This window comes from Pseudomonas sp. Irchel s3a12, from assembly GCF_900187485.1.
GTDB lineage: Bacteria > Pseudomonadota > Gammaproteobacteria > Pseudomonadales > Pseudomonadaceae > Aquipseudomonas > Aquipseudomonas neuropathica.
Map to the genome: position 1 here is coordinate 58,023 of NZ_FYDN01000014.1, position 19,410 is coordinate 77,432.

General features: G+C 59.8%; 21 protein-coding genes and 2 pseudogenes. 13 read left to right on the forward strand and 10 right to left on the reverse strand.

Annotated features, from left to right (window positions below; genetic code table 11):
* Positions 1-118: 118 nt before the first annotated feature.
* The 3 genes and pseudogenes from CKW14_RS30535 to CKW14_RS22520 form a co-directional block, all read left to right on the forward strand.
* Positions 119-802, forward strand: a pseudogene (locus CKW14_RS30535) (PAS domain-containing protein); the annotation flags it as partial.
* A 108-nt stretch (positions 803-910) separates the two neighbouring features.
* A pseudogene (locus tag CKW14_RS30540) lies at positions 911-1,348 on the forward strand (methyl-accepting chemotaxis protein); the annotation flags it as partial.
* Positions 1,349-1,507: 159 nt separating this feature from the next.
* Positions 1,508-2,041: a DUF1003 domain-containing protein gene (locus CKW14_RS22520; protein ID WP_095048144.1), complete on the forward strand. Its 534-nt coding sequence runs from the start codon at positions 1,508-1,510 to the stop codon at positions 2,039-2,041.
* On the opposite strand, the gene CKW14_RS22525 is transcribed toward CKW14_RS22520, so the two are convergent.
* Positions 2,042-2,983, reverse strand: coding sequence for a LysR family transcriptional regulator (locus CKW14_RS22525; protein WP_095126165.1), 942 nt, complete (start codon positions 2,981-2,983; stop codon positions 2,042-2,044).
* Between the two features lie 15 nt (positions 2,984-2,998).
* On the opposite strand from CKW14_RS22525, the gene CKW14_RS22530 reads away from it, so the two are divergent.
* Both CKW14_RS22530 and CKW14_RS22535 read left to right on the forward strand, forming a co-directional pair.
* Positions 2,999-3,703: a CTP synthase gene (locus CKW14_RS22530; protein ID WP_095126166.1), complete on the forward strand. Its 705-nt coding sequence runs from the start codon at positions 2,999-3,001 to the stop codon at positions 3,701-3,703.
* Positions 3,703-4,008 carry an antibiotic biosynthesis monooxygenase gene (locus CKW14_RS22535; protein WP_095048147.1) on the forward strand — a complete coding sequence of 102 codons (306 nt, stop codon included), beginning with the start codon at positions 3,703-3,705 and terminating at the stop codon, positions 4,006-4,008. The genes CKW14_RS22530 and CKW14_RS22535 overlap by 1 nt, the downstream gene beginning before the upstream one ends.
* A gap of 131 nt (positions 4,009-4,139) precedes the next feature.
* On the opposite strand, the gene CKW14_RS22540 is transcribed toward CKW14_RS22535, so the two are convergent.
* A complete protein-coding gene (locus CKW14_RS22540) occupies positions 4,140-4,466 on the reverse strand; it encodes a DUF2025 family protein (protein WP_095126167.1) in 327 nt (108 codons plus the stop codon).
* Positions 4,467-4,687: 221 nt separating this feature from the next.
* On the opposite strand from CKW14_RS22540, the gene CKW14_RS22545 reads away from it, so the two are divergent.
* Together CKW14_RS22545 and CKW14_RS22550 are read left to right on the forward strand one after the other, a co-directional pair.
* Positions 4,688-5,815 carry a glycerophosphodiester phosphodiesterase gene (locus tag CKW14_RS22545; protein WP_095048149.1) on the forward strand — a complete coding sequence of 376 codons (1,128 nt, stop codon included), beginning with the start codon at positions 4,688-4,690 and terminating at the stop codon, positions 5,813-5,815.
* A gap of 162 nt (positions 5,816-5,977) precedes the next feature.
* A complete protein-coding gene (locus CKW14_RS22550) occupies positions 5,978-6,283 on the forward strand; it encodes a PepSY domain-containing protein (RefSeq protein ID WP_095048150.1) in 306 nt (101 codons plus the stop codon).
* A gap of 306 nt (positions 6,284-6,589) precedes the next feature.
* On the opposite strand, the gene CKW14_RS22555 is transcribed toward CKW14_RS22550, so the two are convergent.
* A complete protein-coding gene (locus CKW14_RS22555; RefSeq protein WP_095126168.1) occupies positions 6,590-7,033 on the reverse strand; it encodes a hypothetical protein in 444 nt (147 codons plus the stop codon).
* 110 nt (positions 7,034-7,143) lie between these two features.
* Entirely contained in the window at positions 7,144-8,766 is a 1,623-nt protein-coding gene (locus CKW14_RS22560) for a methyl-accepting chemotaxis protein (protein WP_095048152.1), read from the reverse strand.
* A 277-nt stretch (positions 8,767-9,043) separates the two neighbouring features.
* Here CKW14_RS22560 and CKW14_RS22565 point away from each other — a divergent pair, with 277 nt between their 5' ends.
* Positions 9,044-10,066, forward strand: a complete 1,023-nt coding sequence (locus CKW14_RS22565) for a transporter (RefSeq protein WP_095126169.1) — start codon at positions 9,044-9,046, stop codon at positions 10,064-10,066.
* 224 nt (positions 10,067-10,290) lie between these two features.
* Entirely contained in the window at positions 10,291-11,904 is a 1,614-nt protein-coding gene (locus tag CKW14_RS22570) for an inorganic phosphate transporter (RefSeq protein ID WP_095126170.1), read from the forward strand.
* A gap of 120 nt (positions 11,905-12,024) precedes the next feature.
* Here the strand turns inward: CKW14_RS22570 and CKW14_RS22575 are convergent, their stop codons facing one another.
* Positions 12,025-12,921 carry a LysR family transcriptional regulator gene (locus tag CKW14_RS22575; protein ID WP_095048154.1) on the reverse strand — a complete coding sequence of 299 codons (897 nt, stop codon included), beginning with the start codon at positions 12,919-12,921 and terminating at the stop codon, positions 12,025-12,027.
* Positions 12,922-13,046: 125 nt separating this feature from the next.
* Here CKW14_RS22575 and CKW14_RS22580 point away from each other — a divergent pair, with 125 nt between their 5' ends.
* Positions 13,047-13,805 (forward strand): SDR family NAD(P)-dependent oxidoreductase, encoded by a 759-nt coding sequence (locus tag CKW14_RS22580; RefSeq protein ID WP_095126171.1) that lies wholly within the window; start codon positions 13,047-13,049, stop codon positions 13,803-13,805.
* Positions 13,806-13,913: 108 nt separating this feature from the next.
* Here CKW14_RS22580 and CKW14_RS22585 read toward each other — a convergent pair whose 3' ends face one another.
* Entirely contained in the window at positions 13,914-14,351 is a 438-nt protein-coding gene (locus CKW14_RS22585) for a multidrug/biocide efflux PACE transporter (protein WP_095126172.1), read from the reverse strand.
* Positions 14,352-14,440: 89 nt separating this feature from the next.
* On the opposite strand from CKW14_RS22585, the gene CKW14_RS22590 reads away from it, so the two are divergent.
* Positions 14,441-15,295, forward strand: coding sequence for a LysR family transcriptional regulator (locus CKW14_RS22590; protein WP_095048157.1), 855 nt, complete (start codon positions 14,441-14,443; stop codon positions 15,293-15,295).
* A gap of 41 nt (positions 15,296-15,336) precedes the next feature.
* Here CKW14_RS22590 and CKW14_RS22595 read toward each other — a convergent pair whose 3' ends face one another.
* The 3 genes from CKW14_RS22595 to CKW14_RS22605 are packed head-to-tail and all read right to left on the reverse strand — an operon-like array spanning position 15,337 to position 17,411.
* Positions 15,337-16,608, reverse strand: a complete 1,272-nt coding sequence (locus tag CKW14_RS22595; RefSeq protein WP_095048158.1) for an RNA polymerase sigma factor — start codon at positions 16,606-16,608, stop codon at positions 15,337-15,339.
* Positions 16,601-16,945, reverse strand: a complete 345-nt coding sequence (locus CKW14_RS22600) for a YciI family protein (protein WP_095048159.1) — start codon at positions 16,943-16,945, stop codon at positions 16,601-16,603. Before CKW14_RS22600 ends, CKW14_RS22595 begins: the two co-directional genes overlap by 8 nt.
* Before the next feature lie 40 nt (positions 16,946-16,985).
* On the reverse strand, positions 16,986-17,411 hold the full coding sequence (locus tag CKW14_RS22605) for a nuclear transport factor 2 family protein (RefSeq protein WP_095126173.1): 426 nt from the start codon (positions 17,409-17,411) through the stop codon (positions 16,986-16,988).
* A 141-nt stretch (positions 17,412-17,552) separates the two neighbouring features.
* On the opposite strand from CKW14_RS22605, the gene CKW14_RS22610 reads away from it, so the two are divergent.
* Both CKW14_RS22610 and CKW14_RS22615 read left to right on the forward strand, forming a co-directional pair.
* Entirely contained in the window at positions 17,553-18,038 is a 486-nt protein-coding gene (locus CKW14_RS22610; protein ID WP_095048161.1) for a GNAT family N-acetyltransferase, read from the forward strand.
* Positions 18,039-18,056: 18 nt separating this feature from the next.
* Complete coding sequence (locus CKW14_RS22615; RefSeq protein WP_095048162.1) at positions 18,057-18,662, forward strand: pyridoxamine 5'-phosphate oxidase family protein; 606 nt, start codon at positions 18,057-18,059, stop codon at positions 18,660-18,662.
* A 147-nt stretch (positions 18,663-18,809) separates the two neighbouring features.
* Here the strand turns inward: CKW14_RS22615 and CKW14_RS22620 are convergent, their stop codons facing one another.
* Positions 18,810-19,298 (reverse strand): GNAT family N-acetyltransferase, encoded by a 489-nt coding sequence (locus CKW14_RS22620; RefSeq protein ID WP_095048163.1) that lies wholly within the window; start codon positions 19,296-19,298, stop codon positions 18,810-18,812.
* Positions 19,299-19,410: the final 112 nt, after the last annotated feature.

Genomic DNA, 19,410 nt, shown 5'->3' on the forward strand with positions numbered 1-19,410 from the left:
TCTTCCCCACTTCCTGAGTACTGCGAACATGTTCTTTAATCGCCACAAAGCCGTCGTCGACGATCTTCAGCGCACCCTCACCGAACAAGCCGGCTTGCTCGAAGCGATCAATCGCTCGATGGCGGTCATTGAGTTCGACCTCGATGGCGTCGTGCTGCGCGCCAATGACAACTTTCTCAAGACCATGGATTACACCGCCGAACAAGCGATCGGCCAGCCCCATCGACGTTTTTGCACACCGGAGTTCGGGCGCAGTGCTCAATACACGGATTTGTGGTCACGCCTGAAAAACGGCCAGTTTCAGTCCGGTACGTTTGAGCGGGTCGACGGCAAGGGCCAGCCGATCTGGCTGGAAGCCAGTTATAACCCGATCAAAGATGCCTCGGGACGGGTGGTGAAAGTGGTCAAGTACGCCATGGACGTGACCGCCAAGGTGCAGCGGGAAAGTGAGGCCAATGCCAAGTTACAGGCGATCGACCGGGCAATGGCGGTCATCGAATTCAACCTCGACGGCAGTATTCTCACGGCCAATCAGAACTTTCTGACACGTATGGGTTACACCCTCGCCGAGCTGAAAGGCAAACATCACCGTTTGTTCTGCACGCCGGCACTGGTCAACAGCAGCGCCTATGAGGATTTCTGGCGGCGCTTGAATCAGGGCGAATTGTTCCAGGGGCAGTTCGAACGGGTGGATAAACGCGGGCAAACAGTCTGGCTCGAAGCCAATTACAACCCGGTTTATGACGCTGCCGGGCGCTTGTGCAAAGTGGTGAAATTCGCCTCCGATGTGACCGCGCGCGTCGAGCAACACGAACAGGACGCACGCAGTGCCAGCGCGGCTTATCACATCTCGGTAGCGACGCGAAAAGTCGCCGAGCAAGGTACGCAGGTGATCCAGCAAGCCGCCAGCGAAATGCGCGAAATCGCCGAAGACATTGCCGAGTCTTCAACGCTGATTGCACAACTGGGGGAACGCTCCGAGCAGATCACCGCCATCGTCAACACCATCCGCTCGATTGCCGACCAGACCAACCTGCTGGCGCTCAACGCTGCAATTGAAGCGGCGCGCGCCGGTGAACAGGGCCGCGGGTTTGCCGTGGTTGCCGATGAGGTGCGCCTGCTGGCGGGGCGTACCAGCGGCTCGACGGCGGAGATATCCACCATGATCGGTTTGATCCAGAGCGAAACCCGTCAGGCCATCAAGAGCATGGAAGGCACCCGTGGCCGTGCGGCTGAAGGCGTCGAGTTGGCGAATCAGGCGGGGACGGTGATTCTGCAGATTCGTGATGGTGCCAGTGAGGCGGTGGATGCGGTGAGCATGTTTGCCAATGAACGGGTGCCGGGGTAATCGATGCAGGGTCAGTAGACCGAGGCGCGACCTTCGCGAGCAGGCTCGCTCCCACAGGGAAATGCAATCCAATGTGGGAGCGAGCCTGCTCGCGAAAGGGCAATGAGCCGCGATGCAGGACTATAGTGAGCTTCAGTCTCAAGTCCTGCCGAGTGCACCATGACCACTGAAAAACCCGCATTGCCTGAAACAGCTCCCGTCGACCACCTGCGCTTCCACCGCCCCCACGCCCACCTCAACACCACCTTCGGCAACGACAAGTTTGCCCTGCGCGCCGAGGCTTTCGCGCGGTTCTTCGGCACGCCGCTGTTTCTCGGGGCGCAAACCGTGATCGTCGCGGTGTGGATCGGCCTCAACGTGTCGGGCGTGACGCAATTCGACGTTTACCCGTTCATCCTGCTCAACCTCGCGTTCAGCCTCCAGGCCGCCTATGCCGCACCGCTGATTCTGCTGGCACAAACCCGTCAGGCCGCGCGCGACAAGGCACAAGCCGATGCCGATGCGCTACACCGTGAAGCGTTGGCACAGGCCAATACCGAGCGTCAGGCCCAAGCGGCGAAGAACACCGCGCAACTGCTTGAGCTGCTGGAGCAGAACACCCGCCTCACCGAGATGACCAAAAACCTCACCGAACGCATCGCCAGCCTGACCAGCGAGCTGCACGATCATATGCGCCAGAACCCGCAGCGCTGATCACGGCAAACGCAGCGCACGCCCAAGTTCATCGAACAACGTCACCACCGAACGCAAGGCTCGGCAATCCGCGCGGGTCAGCAACCATAACGCAGTGTCGTAACCGTGCAGCGGCTCGCTCAACGCCTGCAAACCGTCGATGATCAGAAAGTCCGGTAACGCCGCCACACCGAGGCCCGCACGAACCAGCTCTGTCACCGACAACATGCTGTTGCAGCGATACCCCGGAGTGACGCCGGGCAAGTGCTGGCGACGCCAGGCGACAGTCGGATGATCGGGCAAAAAGTCATCCGGGGCGATCCAGGTCAACGTCGTCAGATCCGAAGCATCGACATTTTGCAGATAGCGCGAACTGGCGCAGACCCGGTAGGAAATCTTCGCCAGTTGCCGTCCGACCAGATGCTCGGGCGGTGTCCGCGTCAGGCGCAGAGCAATGTCGGCATCACGGCGACTGAGGTTGGCGAAGTCGTTGGAGGTGCTCAGTTCAAGGGTCAGCGCCGGATAATTGGGCATGAACTGCGCCAGCGCCGGCAGCAGCAAACCCTGCAACACCGAATCGGTGCAGGTCAGGCGCACCGTGCCGCTGACCACTTCGCCGCCCTGCTCCACGCCGATACGTGCGGCTTCCAATGCCTGTTCGGCGCGTTCAGCTTGCTCGGCCAGCGTCTGCGCGAGGTTCGTCGGCAGGTAACCGGCGCGGCTTTTTTCGAACAATTGCTGACCGAGTGCGGCTTCGAGACGGCGCACGGCGCGAAACACCGTCGACACGTCGACCTTCAACAGCTGCGAAGCGCGGGCCAGGGAGCCGCCACGCACCAAGGCTAGAATCAGGGCGAGGTCGGGGTAGTCGAGCTGATAGTGCGTGGCTGCATTAATCACTTGGGGAAACGCCCATATTGAGTGCGTGAACGCCAATCTATAGTGAGCACCATCAATCAACAAGCGCAGGGAACTCCCATGGAAAACAGCGCCGTCCGTATCGCCCTGATTGGCGATTACGACCCGCAAGTCACCGCCCACCAAGCCATTCCCGTCGCCCTCGGTCTGGTCGCCGAACACCTCAATCGCAACGTGCAATTCGAATGGCTGGCCACCGAGCAGATCCACGCCGACACACCACTCGGCGATTTCGACGGTTTCTGGTGCGTACCGGCCAGCCCCTACAAAAGTGAAGAAGGCGCACTGCGAGCGATCCGTTTTGCCCGCGAACAGCAGCGCCCTTTCCTCGGCACCTGCGGCGGCTTTCAGCATGCCGTGCTGGAATTTTCCCGCAACGTGTTGGGATGGGTGGATGCGGAACATGGTGAAACATCACCCGACTCAGAACGCGCGGTACTCACGCCGTTGACCTGTTCGCTGGTCGAAGCGGTGGACAGCATTCACTTGGAGCCCGGATCGTTGATCGCCAAGGCGTACGAAACGTCTGAGATTCGTGAAGGTTATCGCTGCCGCTTCGGTGTGAATCCGCTGTTCGAACGGCAACTGTTGAACGATCGGCTACAAGCTGTCGGTCATGATTCGTCAGGGGATTTGCGCGCGATTGAACTTAAGGATCAGCGGTTCTTTGTCGCCACGCTATTTCAACCGGAACGTGCGGCGCTCAAAGGGTTGATGCCGCCGCTGGTGCGCGCGTTTGTCGAAGCTTGTGCGGAGGCACGTTGATGGCTTCCTGCTTTGCGGTGATTTTTACCTCGACTCGAACCGAGGGTGACAACGGCTATGCCGAGGCCGCTGAGCGCATGGCTGAGCTGGTCAGTGAGCAGCCGGGGTTTCTTGGGGTGGAGTCAGTCAGAGGCGCGGATGGCGTCGGGATTACGGTGTCGTATTGGCAGAGCGAAGCGGCGATTCTGGCGTGGCGGCAGAACCCGGAGCATCGGGTGATTCAGGAGCGTGGGCGCTCGGAATGGTATTCGGCGTTTCATACGCGGGTGTGCAAAGTCGAACGCGAGTATCGGTTCAGCCTGTGATGTTGGTGGTGAACTCACCGGCCTCATCGCTGGCAAGCCAGCTCCCACAGGTTATGCGCTGTTCTGAAGATCACACCGTATTTGTGGGAGCTGGCTTGCCAGCGACGGGGCCGGTACAGCCACTAAAAATATCAGCCGCGCACCAGACTCCGCACCGCGACAATCTCCGGCACCTCAACCTTGCTCATATAAACGCGCAACGGCTCGGTGATGTTGATCCGCTCGTCGATGTTCTGATCCAGCAATAGCTGAATCAACTCGCGCTTAAGGGTCATGGTCTGCGCCGTCGCCGGCGCCCAGACGAATTCACTCACAGGAATAATGCCGTCATCCGCCACGTCCATGCCGAACGAATCTTCGCTGAAACGCACGATGTATTGACCGGTCTTGCGGTTGAGGCCGACAAACCCCTTGAGATCGTCGGCAGCCTGGCAGATGAGTTGGGAGGTGATGCGCATGGTAAACCTCACGAAAAATGATCGATGGTTTACACGCAGGGCAACGGAGCGGCGCGCCCTCTGCCGGGACGTCTGCCGAGGGCAAGCGTACTGCAAACCGCGCCACAAAAGTGCAGGAAAAATCGCTTTTAATACGTTTATGTCGGTCCTGCGATAGCACGCAATCGATTCAGTTGTTAAAAGGTAGGTCTTTGAAAATGCCCTGCGAAAGGAACTCGAACATGCCCGCCACTTTCACCAAAAGCGCCCTGGTTCTGAGCCTGCTGCTCGGCCTCGGTCAGGCGCACGCCGCCAGCCACGCTGATCCCGACGCCGTTGCTGCGGCCCACGGCATCCCGCACCCAGCGGTGATCGCTCACCGTGGCGCGTCCTTCGATGCACCGGAATCCACCGCAGCGTCCTACAAACTGGCCCGCGACCTGGGCGCCGATTACCTGGAAATGGACCTGCAGCGCAGCAAGGACGGCGTGCTGTTCGCCCTGCACGACGACAACCTGCAACGCACCACCGACGTCGCCAGCAAGTTTCCGGAGCGCAAGGACGCCTCGGCCACCGCGTTCACCATGGCCGAACTGAAAACCCTCGACGCTGGCAGCTGGTTCAACGCCAAGTACCCCGATCGCGCGCGCCCTTCCTACGCCGGGCTGAAAATTCTGACCCTCGATGAAATCATCGACATCGCCCAGGCCAACCCGCAACACAAGCCGGGCCTGTACATCGAGACCAAAGAGCCGCAGCTGTTTCCCGGGATCGAGAAAGACCTCAAGGAAAAACTCCAGGATCGTGGCTGGCTGAGCCCGGCCGGTTCGAAGCTGGCGAAAAGCGCACTGGGTGTGGGTCAGGGTAAAGGCAAGGTGATCCTGCAGACGTTCGAGAAGAACAGCCTCGCCCTGCTGGAAAAAGAAATGCCGCAAGTGCCGAAGATCCTCCTGCTATGGGTTGGCGAAGGCAGCATCGAGCCAAAATCGAAAGTGACCTTTGCCGAGTCTGGCGAGAAAGACAAAAACGTTTTCTACGGCAAACAAGAGCCGAAGTCCGAAGCCGAATTCAAGCAATGGGTGGATTACGCCAAGGCCCAAGGTGCCATCGGTACCGGCCCGTCGGCGAAGCTGACCAAGGGCGGCGACCAGAGCTATTCGGATCTGGTGCAACCGTGGATGAACCAGTACACCCATGATCAAGGCCTGCTGGTGCACGTCTACACCGTCGATGAGCCGGTGGACTTCGACAAAGTCATGGCGGCCGGTGTCGACGGCATCTTCACCAACCGCGCCAGCGAATTGTTGAAGTTCTACAAACGCCCGGCGGCTGGCACGGTTGATCAGGTGTTGAAGAACAACGGCTTCTGATCTGAAATCGAGGCGCCTTCATCGCGGGCAAGCCACGCTCCCACAGGTTCTGTGCCGGTGCATGGCTTGCCCGTTTTGTTTGGGTGCGGGGTTTTAAGGGTGAGTTAAGTTGCGCTGGTTAACCTGAGGCCACTTAAACGAATCACCCCAAGGAATGAACCGATGAAAACTTTGACTGCCCTGTTTACTGCCGCTGCCCTGACTCTTACCGCTGGCCTGGCCCAGGCTGATGTTCGCGTTGACCAGATTCCGCAACTGGTCAAGGAAGGCAAGATCAAGTCGCTGGAATCGATGAATGCCGAAGCGCTGAAACTGCATCCGGGTGCAACTATTACTGACACGGACCTGGATAACCACTTCAACGGTTATGAGTATGAAGTTGAATTGAAAACTGCTGATGGCAAAGAGTTCGATGTGGACTTTGATGCGACCACTGGCAATGTGTTGAGCAACAAGCAAGACACTTGATTGAACGCACCACCAAAAGCCGCACGATTGAAAGATCGTGCGGCTTTTTTTGTGTTCGGCTTTTTTGATGTGTTGTCAGTGAAATTTTCTCCCCCTCACCCCAGCCCTCTCCCCCAAGGGGGCGATGGGGGAAGGGAGCAGATCGGGGACTTTTCAATGCCTGAGTTCGACTCGCAATCTTGAAGCCGATCAGGAAAACAACAAGAACCTGAGTGCGCCTCGAAATCTCAGGTCGGCGTAGCTCGAACAGTCACCGCGGTCAGTTCCCTCTCCTTTGGGAGAGGGCTAGGGTGAGGGGAAAAGGCATCACACCGAGGTGCTGACCAACGCCCCCGAAGTGCTCGAGTCGGAATCCTGCAACGCCTGCAACAGCGAGGCGGTGGCGGTGGACAGGGAGGCCGAGGTGGCGGTGATCTGCGCTTGTGCGGCGGCTACTTCGGCGGTTTTGGCATCCGAACTTTCCTGCTTCGCCTGGGCCGCTTGCAGCGCTTGCTGCTCCTCCTGCAATTGCTTCTGCAACTCGGCAATCTGCTTGCGCAGTTCTTTCACCGAATCCGATTCTTCACTGCTGGAATCGCTGTCACCCGCGGGTGCCGCACCACCGCCCGCAGCCACTTTGCTGGTGTCCGCTTTCACGCCAGTGCTGGCGGCTGCCGTGGTCGAGGTATCGTCACCAACGTCGCTGATTGCGGTTTTACTGGTGGGTGTCGTGACGGTCTGATTGATCGAAACTGAAGTAATGCTGACCATGGAAAGGCTCCAATGCCGGTTATAGATAACCGGTCATCGACCACGGCTGCTTCAATTTGAGATCGACTGTGTACCGACTCGGTATCCGAACCGGTACACAGGCATTGGCGTCAGGCACTCAGACGCGCGGTGACTTCGTTCAGCTCACCCGACAGACTATGCAGGTTCTGACTGGCGCTTTCGGTGCGCTGCACGTTGTCGAGGTTGGTGCTGGCGATCGAGGTGATCTCGGTGAGGTTGCGCGAGATGTCCTCGGCCACCGAGGTCTGCTCTTCGGCGGCGGTAGCAATCTGACGGTTCATGTCGCGGATCGCTTCCACCGCGTGGGTGATGCGCTCTAGCATCGCGCCGGCCTGGGTCACCTGCTCGACGCTTTCATCACTGCGCGTCTGGCCGCTGTCGATGGCTTGCGCCGCGTCCACCGCGCCGGTCTGCACGCTCTGGATGATCTGGTTGATCTCGATGATCGACTCGGCGGTGCGTTGTGCGAGGTTGCGCACTTCATCGGCGACCACGGCAAAACCACGCCCGGCCTCACCGGCGCGCGCCGCTTCGATGGCCGCGTTCAAGGCCAGCAGGTTGGTCTGTTCGGCGATGCCGCGAATCACTTCCAGCACTTTGCCGATGCGGCCGCTGTCGGCTTCCAGACGACGGATCACCGTGGCGGTATTGGCGATTTCGCCGCGCATCTGGGTGATCGAATGGATGGTGCTCTGCATGACCTTTTCACCCTGCTGGGCGGACTGGTCGGCATCGTCGGCCGCACGCGCAGCATCAGCGGCGTGACGTGCGACTTCTTGCGCGGTGGCGGACATTTCGTTCATCGCCGTGGCCACTTGATCGGTGCGATTGAATTGTTCGTTGGTGCCGCCGGCCATGGTCGTGGCGATCGCATTCAACTCGCCACTGGCGCTATCCAGATCGCTGGCGCTGCGTTGCAAACGGGTGAAGGTTTCGGCGAGGAAATCGCGCAAGGTGTTGGCGGCGGCGGCGAGGTTGCCCAGCTCATCCTGGCGGTCGCTGACCACGCGCTCGGCGAGTTTGCCGCGACTCAACTGAGTGACGTAATCGATGAGTTTGCGGATCGGTTCGACCAGGTTGCGGTTGACCAGCCACAGGCTCAGCAGGCCGATCAGCAGGCCCGATGCGAGCATCACCAACAGCCCCAGCCACACGGTGCGATCGGCGTCAGCACTGATCAGCGCCGATTGCGCGGTGCCCTGTTTGCGCAGTTCGGCAACCAGTTCACTCATCTGGTCGCTGGCGGCACGGTCGACACCTTTGACCGCGCTGTCGCCCGCCGTCGGATCGCCACCAGCCGCTACGTAGGCATCGCGGCCCTTCTGGTAGGCAGCGCCGAGCAGACGATGTTCTTCACGCAGACGTTCGATGCGGTTTTTCAGGCTCGGCTCGATGCCTTTCTGGCTGGCCAGTTCACCGAGGATGTTCTGCACATCGCGCTGACGATCCTCGAACTGACCCCAATATTTGGCCAGATCCGCCGGCTGCTTGCCGCGCAGCAGAACGTTTTTCCATTCCTGCACCTGCACCTTGAATTGCAGGTTGGCCTCGTCGATCAATTGCGAAGTGTGCAAGGGACCGGCGATCAACTGGCTGTAACTCTGCACGCCGTTGGAGAGGAAATGAAAACAGGCCAGGGCAATCAACAGCACCGCCAGCAGGCTGCCGCTCAGCAGGGCGAGAATTTGCGCTCTCAGGGATTTTTGCAGCATCGAAAGATACTCAGGACAAGGATGAGGCACGCCCGGTAAGGCGTGAAATTTTGCCGGACATCCCTGTCGGCACGCCTTGGCTCATGGCCAAGCGCGCGCAACGTAACCCAAGTGTGATCGGCACGCCAGAGCGCCTCTTGAAGAAAATCCGACCATCGGTAAGTCGCTGACTTGACGTCACTTTGCCGTCACATAAACGTCATGTGACATTGCGATGATGCGGCTCAGTGAACCTGCCATTTGCACAACCGACGCACCCTCCTCGCAGCGAGCCTTCATGAACCACAGCCTCGATATCAGCCATCGCGATCCCGATCTGTTTGGCCTGCTCTACGGCTATCGCTTCCTGCCCGGTGAACGTGGCCGCGAAGTCGATTCCACCACGGCGTTGCGCTGTTTGCAGGACGACAGCGACAGTGGCGAATTTCTTTGGCTGCACCTCAATCTGGCGCACGCGGCGTGCGAGCGCTGGATGAAAAGTCATCTGCAATTGCCCGAAGAGTTTTTCGAGGCGTTGCATGAAGGCTCGCGGTCGACGCGCATCGAGCATGTCGACTCGGCGTTGCTGGCGGTGGTCAACGATGTGGTGTTCAACCTCAGCAGCATGGTCTCCTCGGACGTGTCGACGCTGTGGGTCTGTGTGCGCAGCAAACTGATCGTCAGTGCGCGTCTGCAACCGCTGCACTCGGTGGATAAATTGCGCTCGTCGGTGAAAGCCGGCGAGCGCTTTCGTTCGCCATCGGAATTGCTCGTGCATCTGCTGCGCGATCAGGGTGAAGTGCTGACGCAGATTGTGCGCAAGACCAGCATGAGCGTCGATCAAGTCGAGGACGAATTGCTCTCCTCCCGGCTGTCGACCAACCGTGCCGAACTCGGTGCCAATCGCCGCGTGTTGGTGCGTTTACAACGGCTGCTGGCGCTGGAGCCGGGCTCGTTGCTGCGTCTGCTCAACCGGCCGCCGCCCTGGTTGCAAAAGGAAGACGTCAAGGAGTTGCGCAAATCCACCGAGGAGTTTGCGCTGATCATCAACGACCTCACCGCCCTTGGCGAGCGGATCAAACTGTTGCAGGAAGAGATCGCCGCCAACCTCAACGAACAGAGCAACCGCACGCTGTTCACCCTGACCGTGGTGACGGTACTGGCGCTGCCGATCAACATCATTGCCGGTTTTTTCGGGATGAATGTGGGTGGGGTGCCGTTGTCGCAAGATCCGGAAGGGTTCTGGATTTTGGTTGCACTGGTGGCGACGTTTACCGTGATTGCCGGGCGTTGGGCGTTTCGCAAACGCGGGGATTACTGACGCCTGAACGCTCGTTCCCACGCTCTGCGTGGGAATGCATCAAGTGACGCTCTGCGTCACAGGGACGCGGAGCGTCCCGGGCGTCATTCCCACGCAGAGCGTGGGAACGAGCAGAAGACCGACGGTGGGGCTAATCAGCCAAACACTGACATGGCGCAGTCTCTCTGTAACATTCTGCAACGATCATGGGCGACATTCCTTCCCTCGCTCAGGATTGTCCTGCCATGGCTACTCCCTCCCTGACCGCCAGCCCCGCGTCCGCCCACAGTGGCAGGCCAGCCCTCGACAAAAAAACCGGCCCGTTTACCTACGTGATCTTTTTCGCCGTGTTGGCGATGGGAATGCTGTTCACCGCTTACAGCCTGATGCACGACATGCACGAACTCGGCACGGTAGTCACCACGTGGACGCCGTTCCTGCTGCTCGGCGTGGCGCTGCTGATTGCCCTGGGTTTCGAGTTCGTCAACGGTTTCCACGACACCGCCAACGCCGTCGCGACGGTGATCTACACCCACTCGTTACCGCCGAATGTCGCGGTGGTCTGGTCGGGGTTCTTCAACTTTCTCGGCGTGTTGCTTTCGAGCGGCGCGGTGGCGTTCGGCATCATCGCGTTGCTGCCGGTGGAGTTGATTCTGCAGGTCGGTTCGTCTGCCGGTTTCTCGATGATTTTCGCCCTGCTGATCGCGGCGATCCTGTGGAACCTCGGCACCTGGTGGCTGGGCTTGCCGGCGTCGTCTTCGCACACGCTGATCGGTTCGATCATCGGCGTCGGCGTGGCCAACGCCTTGATGCACGGCCGTGACGGCACCAGCGGTGTCGATTGGGCGCAGGCGACCAAGATTGGTTACGCCTTGCTGCTCTCGCCGCTGGTAGGTTTCGGTTGCGCGGCGCTGTTGCTGCTGGCGCTGCGTGCGTTCGTGAAGAATCGCGCGCTGTACAAGGCCCCTAAAGGCAACTCCCCGCCGCCGTGGTGGATTCGCGGTTTGCTGATTCTGACCTGCACCGGCGTGTCCTTCGCCCACGGCTCCAATGACGGCCAGAAAGGCATGGGCCTGATCATGCTGATTCTGGTCGGCACATTGCCGATGGCCTACGCCTTGAACCGCACCATGCCCGAAGAACAATCGCTGCAGTTTGCCGCCGTGGCGCAAGTCACCCAGCAGGCGCTGGTGAAAAGTGCACCGCTGCCGACGCCCGCCGATCCGCGTGCGGTCCTCTCCGATTATGTGCGCAGCAAGGACGCCACGCCGCAACTGATCCCCGCCCTCGCCGCCCTCACTGGGCACATCGGTGAAGAAGTCAAAGGCTACGGTTCACTGGCGAAAGTCCCGGCCGAAGCCATGGGCAACGTGCGTAACGACATGTACCTGGCCAGCGAAAGCATTCGCCTGATGGACAAAAACAGGGTCGGCAATTTCGACGCCGACACCAGCGGCAAACTGCAACTGTTCAAGCAACAGATCGACAACGCCACGCGGTTTATTCCGCTGTGGGTGAAGATCGCCGTGGCCATCGCGCTGGGGCTGGGCACCATGGTCGGCTGGAAGCGGATTGTGGTGACGGTCGGCGAGAAGATCGGCAAGACCCACCTGACCTATGCCCAGGGCGCCTCGGCGGAAACCGTGGCGATGTTGACCATTGGCGCGGCGGACATGTTTGGTTTGCCCGTTTCGACGACCCATGTGTTGTCTTCGGGGGTGGCCGGGACCATGGTCGCCAACGGTGGCGGGTTGCAGATGAGGACCATCCGCAATCTGTTGATGGCGTGGGTGCTGACACTCCCCGCCGCCATTCTGCTGTCAGGCAGCCTCTACTGGCTGTTCACCCAGATCTTCTGACCGACGAAGATCCCCTGTAGGAGTGAGCCTGCTCGCGATAGCGGTGTGTCAGTCAACATTGATTAAACTGACACACCGCTATCGCGAGCAGGCTCACTCCTACAGTTTTGGTGTTCAGGTTCAGAGCGCGGAGCGAATCAGATCGCCAAGCCAATCCATGAACACGCGCACTCGCAAAGGTAAGTGTCGCTGCCTGGCATAGAGCAATGAAATCCCCATCGCCGGCGCGGTGAATTGCGGCAATACGGTCACCAGTTCGCCGTTTTCCAGATGCGGCTGCATACCGGTGCGCGGCACCTGCGTCAGACCAAAACCGCCCAGGCACGCCGACTCGTAAGCGTCAGTGCTGTTGACCGTAATGCTGCCAGCCATCGGCAAGCGTTTAACCTGACCGCCCTCCTCGTACACAAAACCTTCCGAACGCGAACCCAATACGCCGACGTAATGCACCAGCCGATGCTGCGCGAGATCTTCCAGGGTTTGCGGCACGCCGTAGCGCTCGAGGTACGCGGGGCTGGCGCAGTTGACCATCTGGAAGTCGCCGAGGTGCCTCGCGACCACCGACTGATCCGGTTGCGCGCCGATGCGCACCACGCAATCGAAGCCTTCGCTGAGCAGATCAACCCGGCGATCGGTGCTGCTGATTTCCAGTTCCAGGTTCGGGTGACGCTCCATGAACTGCGGCAGGCGCGGCATGATCAGACGCCGCGCGAGAATGTTCGGCATGTCCACCCGAATGCGCCCGGTCAGCGACGCCTCGTCCTGGCGGAACAAGCCCTCGATCTCGTCCATGTGCGAGAGCAGATCCTTGCTGCGCTCGTACAACACCAGGCCGTCCTGCGTCGCCTGCACCTTGCGCGTGGTGCGTTGCAGCAGACGCGTGCCGAGCAGGGTTTCCAGCGCTTGCACATGTTCGGACACGGTCGAGCGCGGCAAGCCAAGGCTCTCGCCCGCGAGGGTAAAACTCGACAGTTCGCTGACCCGGACGAAGGTGCGCAGCAGTTCCAGTTTGTTCATGGGCCACCTATTGATTGTTCGGTTTAACCGATCAGTGATTCCGGTTTCAGTCTGTTTATCACCATAGGACGGACAAATAAACTTTGATCCATCACCTGATCACTCACGGCAATCGAGGAAAAACCATGGACCGCAAAATCGCATTGATCACCGGCGCCAGTCGTGGCCTGGGAAAAAACGCCGCCCTGCACCTCGCCGGTCAAGGCATCGACATCATCGGCACCTACAACAGTCGCGCCGATGAGGCCCAAGCGCTGGTGCTTGAACTGGAAAAATTCGGCGGCAAAGCCGTGATGCTGCAACTGGATGTCAGCCGCAGCGAGAGTTTTGCCGGTTTCGGTGCGCAGGTTGAGCACGCGTTGCAGGAAACCTTCAAACGTCAGCGCTTTGATTTCCTGATCAACAATGCCGGGATCGGCGTGCACGCGCTGTTCGCCGAAACCACGCCGGAGCAGTTCGATCTGCTGATGAATATTCAGTTGAAAGGGCCGTTCTTCCTGACCCAGCAATTGCTCCCCCTGATCAACGACGGCGGCCGGATCATCAATATTTCCAGCGGCCTGACCCGTTTCAGCTTGCCGGGTTACGGCGCTTATGCGGCGATGAAAGGGGCAATGGAAGTGCTGACCCGTTATCAGGCCAAAGAGCTGGGTGCGCGGCAGATTGGTGTAAACATTCTCGCGCCGGGGGCCATCGAAACTGACTTCGGTGGTGGTGCCGTGCGCGACAATGCGGCGGTGAATGCGATGGTCGCCGACAACACCGCGCTGGGCCGGGCCGGGCAGCCGGATGATATTGGCGGGGCGTTGGCGTTGTTGCTGTCGCCCGGTGCGCAGTGGATCAATGGTCAGCGGGTCGAGGCATCTGGCGGCATGTTCCTCTAACCAACGCTGAAACACAGCCCTGTGTAGGAGCTGCCGAAGGCTGCGATCTTTTTTAAAAACAACATCAAAAGATCGCAGCCTTCGGCAGCTCCTACATGGAGATGGGGGTTAGCCCTGACAAGCGTTGCGGGTCATGAAGCGTTCGCGCAGTACGTCGTAGCCCCAGTGATACACGTAGGTGTACGGCAGAAAGAACAGCAACACGCCGATGTCGAGCAAAAACGCCTGCCACAGGCTGACCGACAACCACCAAGCAATCAGTGGCACACCCATCACGATCAAACCACCTTCGAACAGCAACGCGTGCACCACCCGTACCCAGGCATTGTGCGCAACGTTCATACGCGCCAGCAGACGATCGAAGAAGCGGTTGAACACCACGTTCCAGCCCAGCGCCAACAGGGCGATCAACACCGTCACCGCGCCCATTTCAAGCATCGGTTTTTGCATGATCCACGCCAGCAACGGGGTGCAGATCAGAATCGCCAGCAGTTCGAAACCGATGGCCTGGAAAATACGTTCAGAGATGGATTTGTGGGCAGTCATGGCCTGACTCCTTGAGTGAAGATGGTTGCCATGATCTATCTTGATACCGATACTTCATAACCAATAACCATCGATCAAGGCGATAGTTGATGATCTCGCAGGAAGTGCTGTTGGCATTTGTCCAGGCGGCGACCCAAGGCTCGTTTTCGGCAGCGGCGCGCAAACTGGGGCGCAGTCAGTCGACGATCAGCGCGGCGGTGGCCAGCCTTGAGATCGATCTGGATCTGCAGTTGTTCGATCGCAGCAGCCGCAAACCGGCGCTGACCCCGGCCGGGCATGTGATGCTGCAACGCGCTGAGGCGATTCTGGCGGCCAGCAGTCGTCTGGAAATGACTGCGCGGCAGTTGTCCCAAGGCGTCGAGCCGAAGCTGACCGTGGCGATTTCCGACACTTATCAGTCGGACCGTTTTGAAGCGGCGCTGGTCGGGTTTGAGCAGCGTTATCCGGATCTGGAGCTGGAATGCCTGATCGCCGAATGCGATGACCTGATCGAACTGGTGCAGCGCGGTCGTGCGCATCTGGCCTTCGCCGAAATGCAAGAGAACTACCCACCGGACCTGGCGACCTCGACGGTGGCCGAGCGCACGGAAATCGCCCTGTTCGTCAATCGCGATCACGCGCTGGCCAAGCTTGATCTCGTTGATCAACACATCCTGGAACAACACCGTGAATTGCGCCTGGCGACTATCGTCAATCCTTACGACAGTCGCGGCAAAGGTCGGGTGTGGTCGGCGCCGAGTTATCTGATGTTGCTGGAAATGGCCGAAAAAGGTTTTGGCTGGGCGCCGTTGCCGCGTTGGCTGGCGCAGCGTTTTGGCAATGATTTGCTGGTGGAGTTGAAGGTGCGCGGCTGGCCTAAGCCGGTGTTTGTCGATGCCTTGTGGTCGCGGCTGTATCCGCCGGGGCCGGCGGGGAGCTGGTTGTTGAGCAAGATGCTGGAATAGCGGCGCTGCCAATCGCTGGCAAGCCTGAAGTCAAAAGCCCCTCACCCCAGCCCTCTCCCGGAGGGAGAGGGCTGGGGTGAGGGCCATTCCAGCGCCATGAGCCGCCCTTCGATAAAACGCCGCTCCGGCTCTTGCCGGGTCAGCTCCAAGGCCCGCATATACGCAGCCCGCGCTTCTTCCACCCTACCCAACTGCCGACAAAACTCCGCCCGCGCCGAATGCGCCAAGTGGTAATCCTGCAACTCGCCGCGACCCAAAATCCCTTCAATCAGATTCAAACCGTTCAGCGCCCCATCCCGCTTGGCCACCGCCACCGCCCGGTTCAACTCGATCACCGGCGAAGGCATCGCACGCAACAGCACGTCATACAAACCAACGATCTGCTCCCAATCCGTCTCCCCCGCCGACGGCGCCTCAGCATGAACCGCCGCAATCGCCGCCTGCAAACAGTATGGCCCAAACCGCCGTGTCGTCAGCGCACGCTCAACCAGCGCACTACCTTCAGCAATCAGCCCGGCATCCCACTGAGATCGATCCTGATCATCCAGCAGCACCAGTTCACCACTCGGCGAAGTGCGCGCCGACCGTCGCGACTCGTGCAACAGCATCATCGCCAGCAGCCCCATCACCTCCGGCTCCGGTAGCAATTCCATCAACAGTCGGCCAAGCCGTATCGCCTCGCGGGTCAGATCTTCACGGATCAACTCGGCCCCGCACGACGCCGAATACCCTTCGTTGAACACCAGATAAATCACCCGCAACACGCTATCGAGGCGCTCGGGCAGTTCGCTCAGGCTCGGTACTTGATAGGGAATTTTCGCGTCACGAATCTTCGCTTTGGCGCGCACGATGCGCTGGGCAATCGCTGCCGGCGCGGAGAGAAAGGCGCGGGCGATTTCCTCGGTGGTCAGGTCGCAGACTTCGCGCAACGTCAGCGGCACTTGCGCATCCGCCGCCAGCGCCGGGTGACAACAAGTGAAAATCAGCCGCAGACGATCGTCTTCCACGTCTTCACCGCTCCAGTCCGCCTGTTCCAGTTCTTCCAGCTGCGCCAACAACAATGGCTGCGAGGCCTTGAACCGCGCGCGGCGGCGCAACACATCAATTGCCTTGAAGCGCCCGGTAGACACCAGCCAGGTGCGCGGGTTGTCCGGCACGCCGTCGCGCTGCCAGCGTTCGACCGCGACGAAGAACGCCTCGTGCAAGGCTTCTTCGGCGAGGTCGAAATCACCCAGCAAGCGAATCAGCGTCGCCAGGATCCGCCGCGATTCTTCGCGGTAGACCTGCTCGACCCGCGCCTTGACCTCAGACATTCAATTGCCGCACCGGTCGTACTTCAACGCTGCCCACCCGCGCGGCCGGAATATCGCCGGCAACCTGAATCGCTTCGTTGAGGTCCTTGGCGTCGATCAGGTAGAAACCGGCCAATTGCTCCTTGGTTTCGGCGAACGGTCCGTCGGTGATCGACAGTTTGCCGTTGCGCATACGCACCGTGGTGGCGGTCTGCACCGACTCCAGCGCCTCGGCGGCAACCATCCGCCCGCTGCCCTGGATCGACTCGGCGTAGGCCCAGCACTCGGCGTCCTCCGGGCTGTCGGGCGATGAATGCAGCAGGCGTTCATCGCTGTAGACCAGGCATAAATACTTCATGGCGTTCTCCTGAATCGGACGGTTCAACTATGGCTGAAGATCAGGGGGTCACATCGAACAGCGTCGCACCGCTCATCGGATCAAACGGCGCCGACCAGTGTTCGTGGGCGATTTTCCACGCCCCGCCAACCTGCCGATAGCAAGCGGTGACGCGCATCCAGCAGCTCTGGGTTTCGCCCTTGTCATTGGTGCCGCCGCAGTTGGCCACCCAGTGGGCGAAAGCGATGTTGTCAGCACTTTCGATGGCGATTTCGTGGAACTCGAAAATGTGCGGGCCGGGGCACATTTCCATGCACTCGACCCAGTGCGCGCGGTAGGCGGCTTTACCCTTGAATTGCAGGGCCTTGATCGCGTCGAAAGAGACGATGTCGTCGGCGTACAGCGCCATGACTTTCTCCACGTCCTTTTTCATGACGGCTTCGCGGTAGGTGTTGATCAGGGTCTGGATATCGGTTTGTGCGCTCATGCTGTTCTCCGTGGTTTTTGTTGTGAAGACACCCTTAGTCGTTCGGCGAACGGGCAGATCGACAGGCGAAACAAAAAATTTCCGCAGAAGACAAAATCGCTAGAATCCGAGCCTCATCTTTGTAGGAAAAAGGAAATTCCCGTGTCAGCCCAACTCGTGCCGTACGACAACCTGAACGCCTTGCAGCGTGAGCAAGTCGAGGCGATTGAAATCCATGCCGAGCAGATCAAGTTCTCCGGTGATATCCACGGTGCTTTGCACACCCTGCTGTCGAAACCCGGCCCCGGGGTGAAGGGCTTTGCGCTGCTGGCGGATGACGTGCCGGTGGCGTTTCTGTTGCTCAAGCGCCCGCCGGTGTTGCCGGCTTGGGCCGATGAACACAGCGCCACCCTGCATGCGTTGCAGGTCGATCGCCGCGCTCAGGGCAAGGGTTACGGCAAGGCGTGTCTGCAAGCGTTGCCCGAAGTTGCACGTCAGGCGTGGCCGGAGATCAAGGGGCTGGAATTGTCGGTGGATGCGGATAACGACGCGGCCATCGCGCTGTACGCCAAGCACGGCTACGTCGACAGCGGCGAAGCGTACAAGGGCCGGATCGGTTACGAACGGCGCATGGGCCTGTTTTTCTAAGTCATCGAGGGAAGCACGATGATCGACTCAATCGAAGCACTGGAAGCGATTTACGGACTGCCGCATGAACGAGCGCTGCGCAAGCAGATCGGTTTTCTCAACGAGGACTATCAAGCAATGGTGCGCCTGTCGCCGCTGGTGATTGTCAGCTCGGTGGGCACCGATGGCCTGGATAATTCGCCGCGCGGTGACAAAGCCGGGTTTGTGCGGATCATTGACGAACGCACGCTGGCGTTGCCCGATCGCCCAGGTAACAACCGCATCGATACTCTGCGCAATGTGCTGCACGATTCGCGGGTGTCGTTGTTGTTCATTATTCCGGGGATTGGCGAGACGTTGCGGGTCAATGGTACGGCGACGATCAGCGCTGATCCGCAGTTGCTGGAAAGCTTTGCGGTGAACGGCAAACCGGCGAAAACGGTGTTGCTGGTGACGGTGGAAGCGGCGTTCTTTCATTGTTCCAAAGCGTTTGTACGCTCGGATGCGTGGAATCCTGAAACGCATCTGCCGCGCTCGGCTCTGCCCTCCGCCGGCGCGTTTCACAAACGCCTGAACGATGGCGAGTTCGACGCCGAAACCTACGACCGCGAAGCACCGAAACGAGTTGCCGACACCCTCTACTGATACTCCCGTAAATGATCGTTAAATGATCGTTCCCACGCTCTGCGTGAGAATGCAGCCGGGGACGCTCTGCGTCCCAAAGTCGTGACGCAGAGCGTCACAGGAAACATTCCCACACGGAGCGTGGGAACGATCAGTATCGGGCTGGCTTTAGAGAGTAAGGATCATCTCGTGCCACGCCATGCCGCCGTGATCCGACTCCGACGGTTTGATGTAGGCAAAACCAAACCCGGCATACAAAGGGATGTGCTTTTCCTTGCACATCAGATGAATCGTCGCCTTACCCATCCCGCGCATCCGCTCGATGAACTCGCCCATCAAGCGCTTGGCCAGCCCCTGCCCTTGATAATCCGGGTGCACCACCACGGACATGATCACCACGTTCGGCCCTTTCGGGTCGTGGCCGATCAGCTCCTTAAACGCCTCGTCCGACATCTGCACGTCAAACGCCGCGCCGGAATTGACGAAGCCTGCCACCACGCCCTCCACTTCGGCGACGACAAAACCTTCCGGCCAGGTGGCAATGCGCGTGGCGATCTTCTCGCGGGTGGCCGCTTCGTCACCTTCGTAGGCAACGGTTTCGATGGCGTAGCAGCGGTCCAGGTCGGCGGCGGTGACGTTGCGGATAACGGTGTTCATGGCGGCTCGGAAATCGGCAGAAGAAAGTGCCGAAAGCATAAAGGAATAAGGCCTGCATATCGATGCGCAAGGGCGGCGTAAAGCCTGCGTATAAGTGCTTTTCTTCGGGTTC

Bases quoted from the DNA above. Each gene is read 5' to 3' on its own strand.
- CKW14_RS22520 (WP_095048144.1), top strand. From the start codon at position 1,508: ATGACCACTGAAAAACCCGCATTGCCTGAAACAGCTCCCGTCGACCAC.
- CKW14_RS22530 (WP_095126166.1), top strand. From the start codon at position 2,999: ATGGAAAACAGCGCCGTCCGTATCGCCCTGATTGGCGATTACGACCCG.
- CKW14_RS22535 (WP_095048147.1), top strand. From the start codon at position 3,703: ATGGCTTCCTGCTTTGCGGTGATTTTTACCTCGACTCGAACCGAGGGT.
- CKW14_RS22540 (WP_095126167.1), bottom strand. From the start codon at position 4,466: ATGCGCATCACCTCCCAACTCATCTGCCAGGCTGCCGACGATCTCAAG.
- CKW14_RS22545 (WP_095048149.1), top strand. From the start codon at position 4,688: ATGCCCGCCACTTTCACCAAAAGCGCCCTGGTTCTGAGCCTGCTGCTC.
- CKW14_RS22550 (WP_095048150.1), top strand. From the start codon at position 5,978: ATGAAAACTTTGACTGCCCTGTTTACTGCCGCTGCCCTGACTCTTACC.
- CKW14_RS22555 (WP_095126168.1), bottom strand. From the start codon at position 7,033: ATGGTCAGCATTACTTCAGTTTCGATCAATCAGACCGTCACGACACCC.
- CKW14_RS22560 (WP_095048152.1), bottom strand. From the start codon at position 8,766: ATGCTGCAAAAATCCCTGAGAGCGCAAATTCTCGCCCTGCTGAGCGGC.
- CKW14_RS22565 (WP_095126169.1), top strand. From the start codon at position 9,044: ATGAACCACAGCCTCGATATCAGCCATCGCGATCCCGATCTGTTTGGC.
- CKW14_RS22570 (WP_095126170.1), top strand. From the start codon at position 10,291: ATGGCTACTCCCTCCCTGACCGCCAGCCCCGCGTCCGCCCACAGTGGC.
- CKW14_RS22575 (WP_095048154.1), bottom strand. From the start codon at position 12,921: ATGAACAAACTGGAACTGCTGCGCACCTTCGTCCGGGTCAGCGAACTG.
- CKW14_RS22580 (WP_095126171.1), top strand. From the start codon at position 13,047: ATGGACCGCAAAATCGCATTGATCACCGGCGCCAGTCGTGGCCTGGGA.
- CKW14_RS22585 (WP_095126172.1), bottom strand. From the start codon at position 14,351: ATGACTGCCCACAAATCCATCTCTGAACGTATTTTCCAGGCCATCGGT.
- CKW14_RS22590 (WP_095048157.1), top strand. From the start codon at position 14,441: ATGATCTCGCAGGAAGTGCTGTTGGCATTTGTCCAGGCGGCGACCCAA.
- CKW14_RS22595 (WP_095048158.1), bottom strand. From the start codon at position 16,608: ATGTCTGAGGTCAAGGCGCGGGTCGAGCAGGTCTACCGCGAAGAATCG.
- CKW14_RS22600 (WP_095048159.1), bottom strand. From the start codon at position 16,945: ATGAAGTATTTATGCCTGGTCTACAGCGATGAACGCCTGCTGCATTCA.
- CKW14_RS22605 (WP_095126173.1), bottom strand. From the start codon at position 17,411: ATGAGCGCACAAACCGATATCCAGACCCTGATCAACACCTACCGCGAA.
- CKW14_RS22615 (WP_095048162.1), top strand. From the start codon at position 18,057: ATGATCGACTCAATCGAAGCACTGGAAGCGATTTACGGACTGCCGCAT.
- CKW14_RS22620 (WP_095048163.1), bottom strand. From the start codon at position 19,298: ATGAACACCGTTATCCGCAACGTCACCGCCGCCGACCTGGACCGCTGC.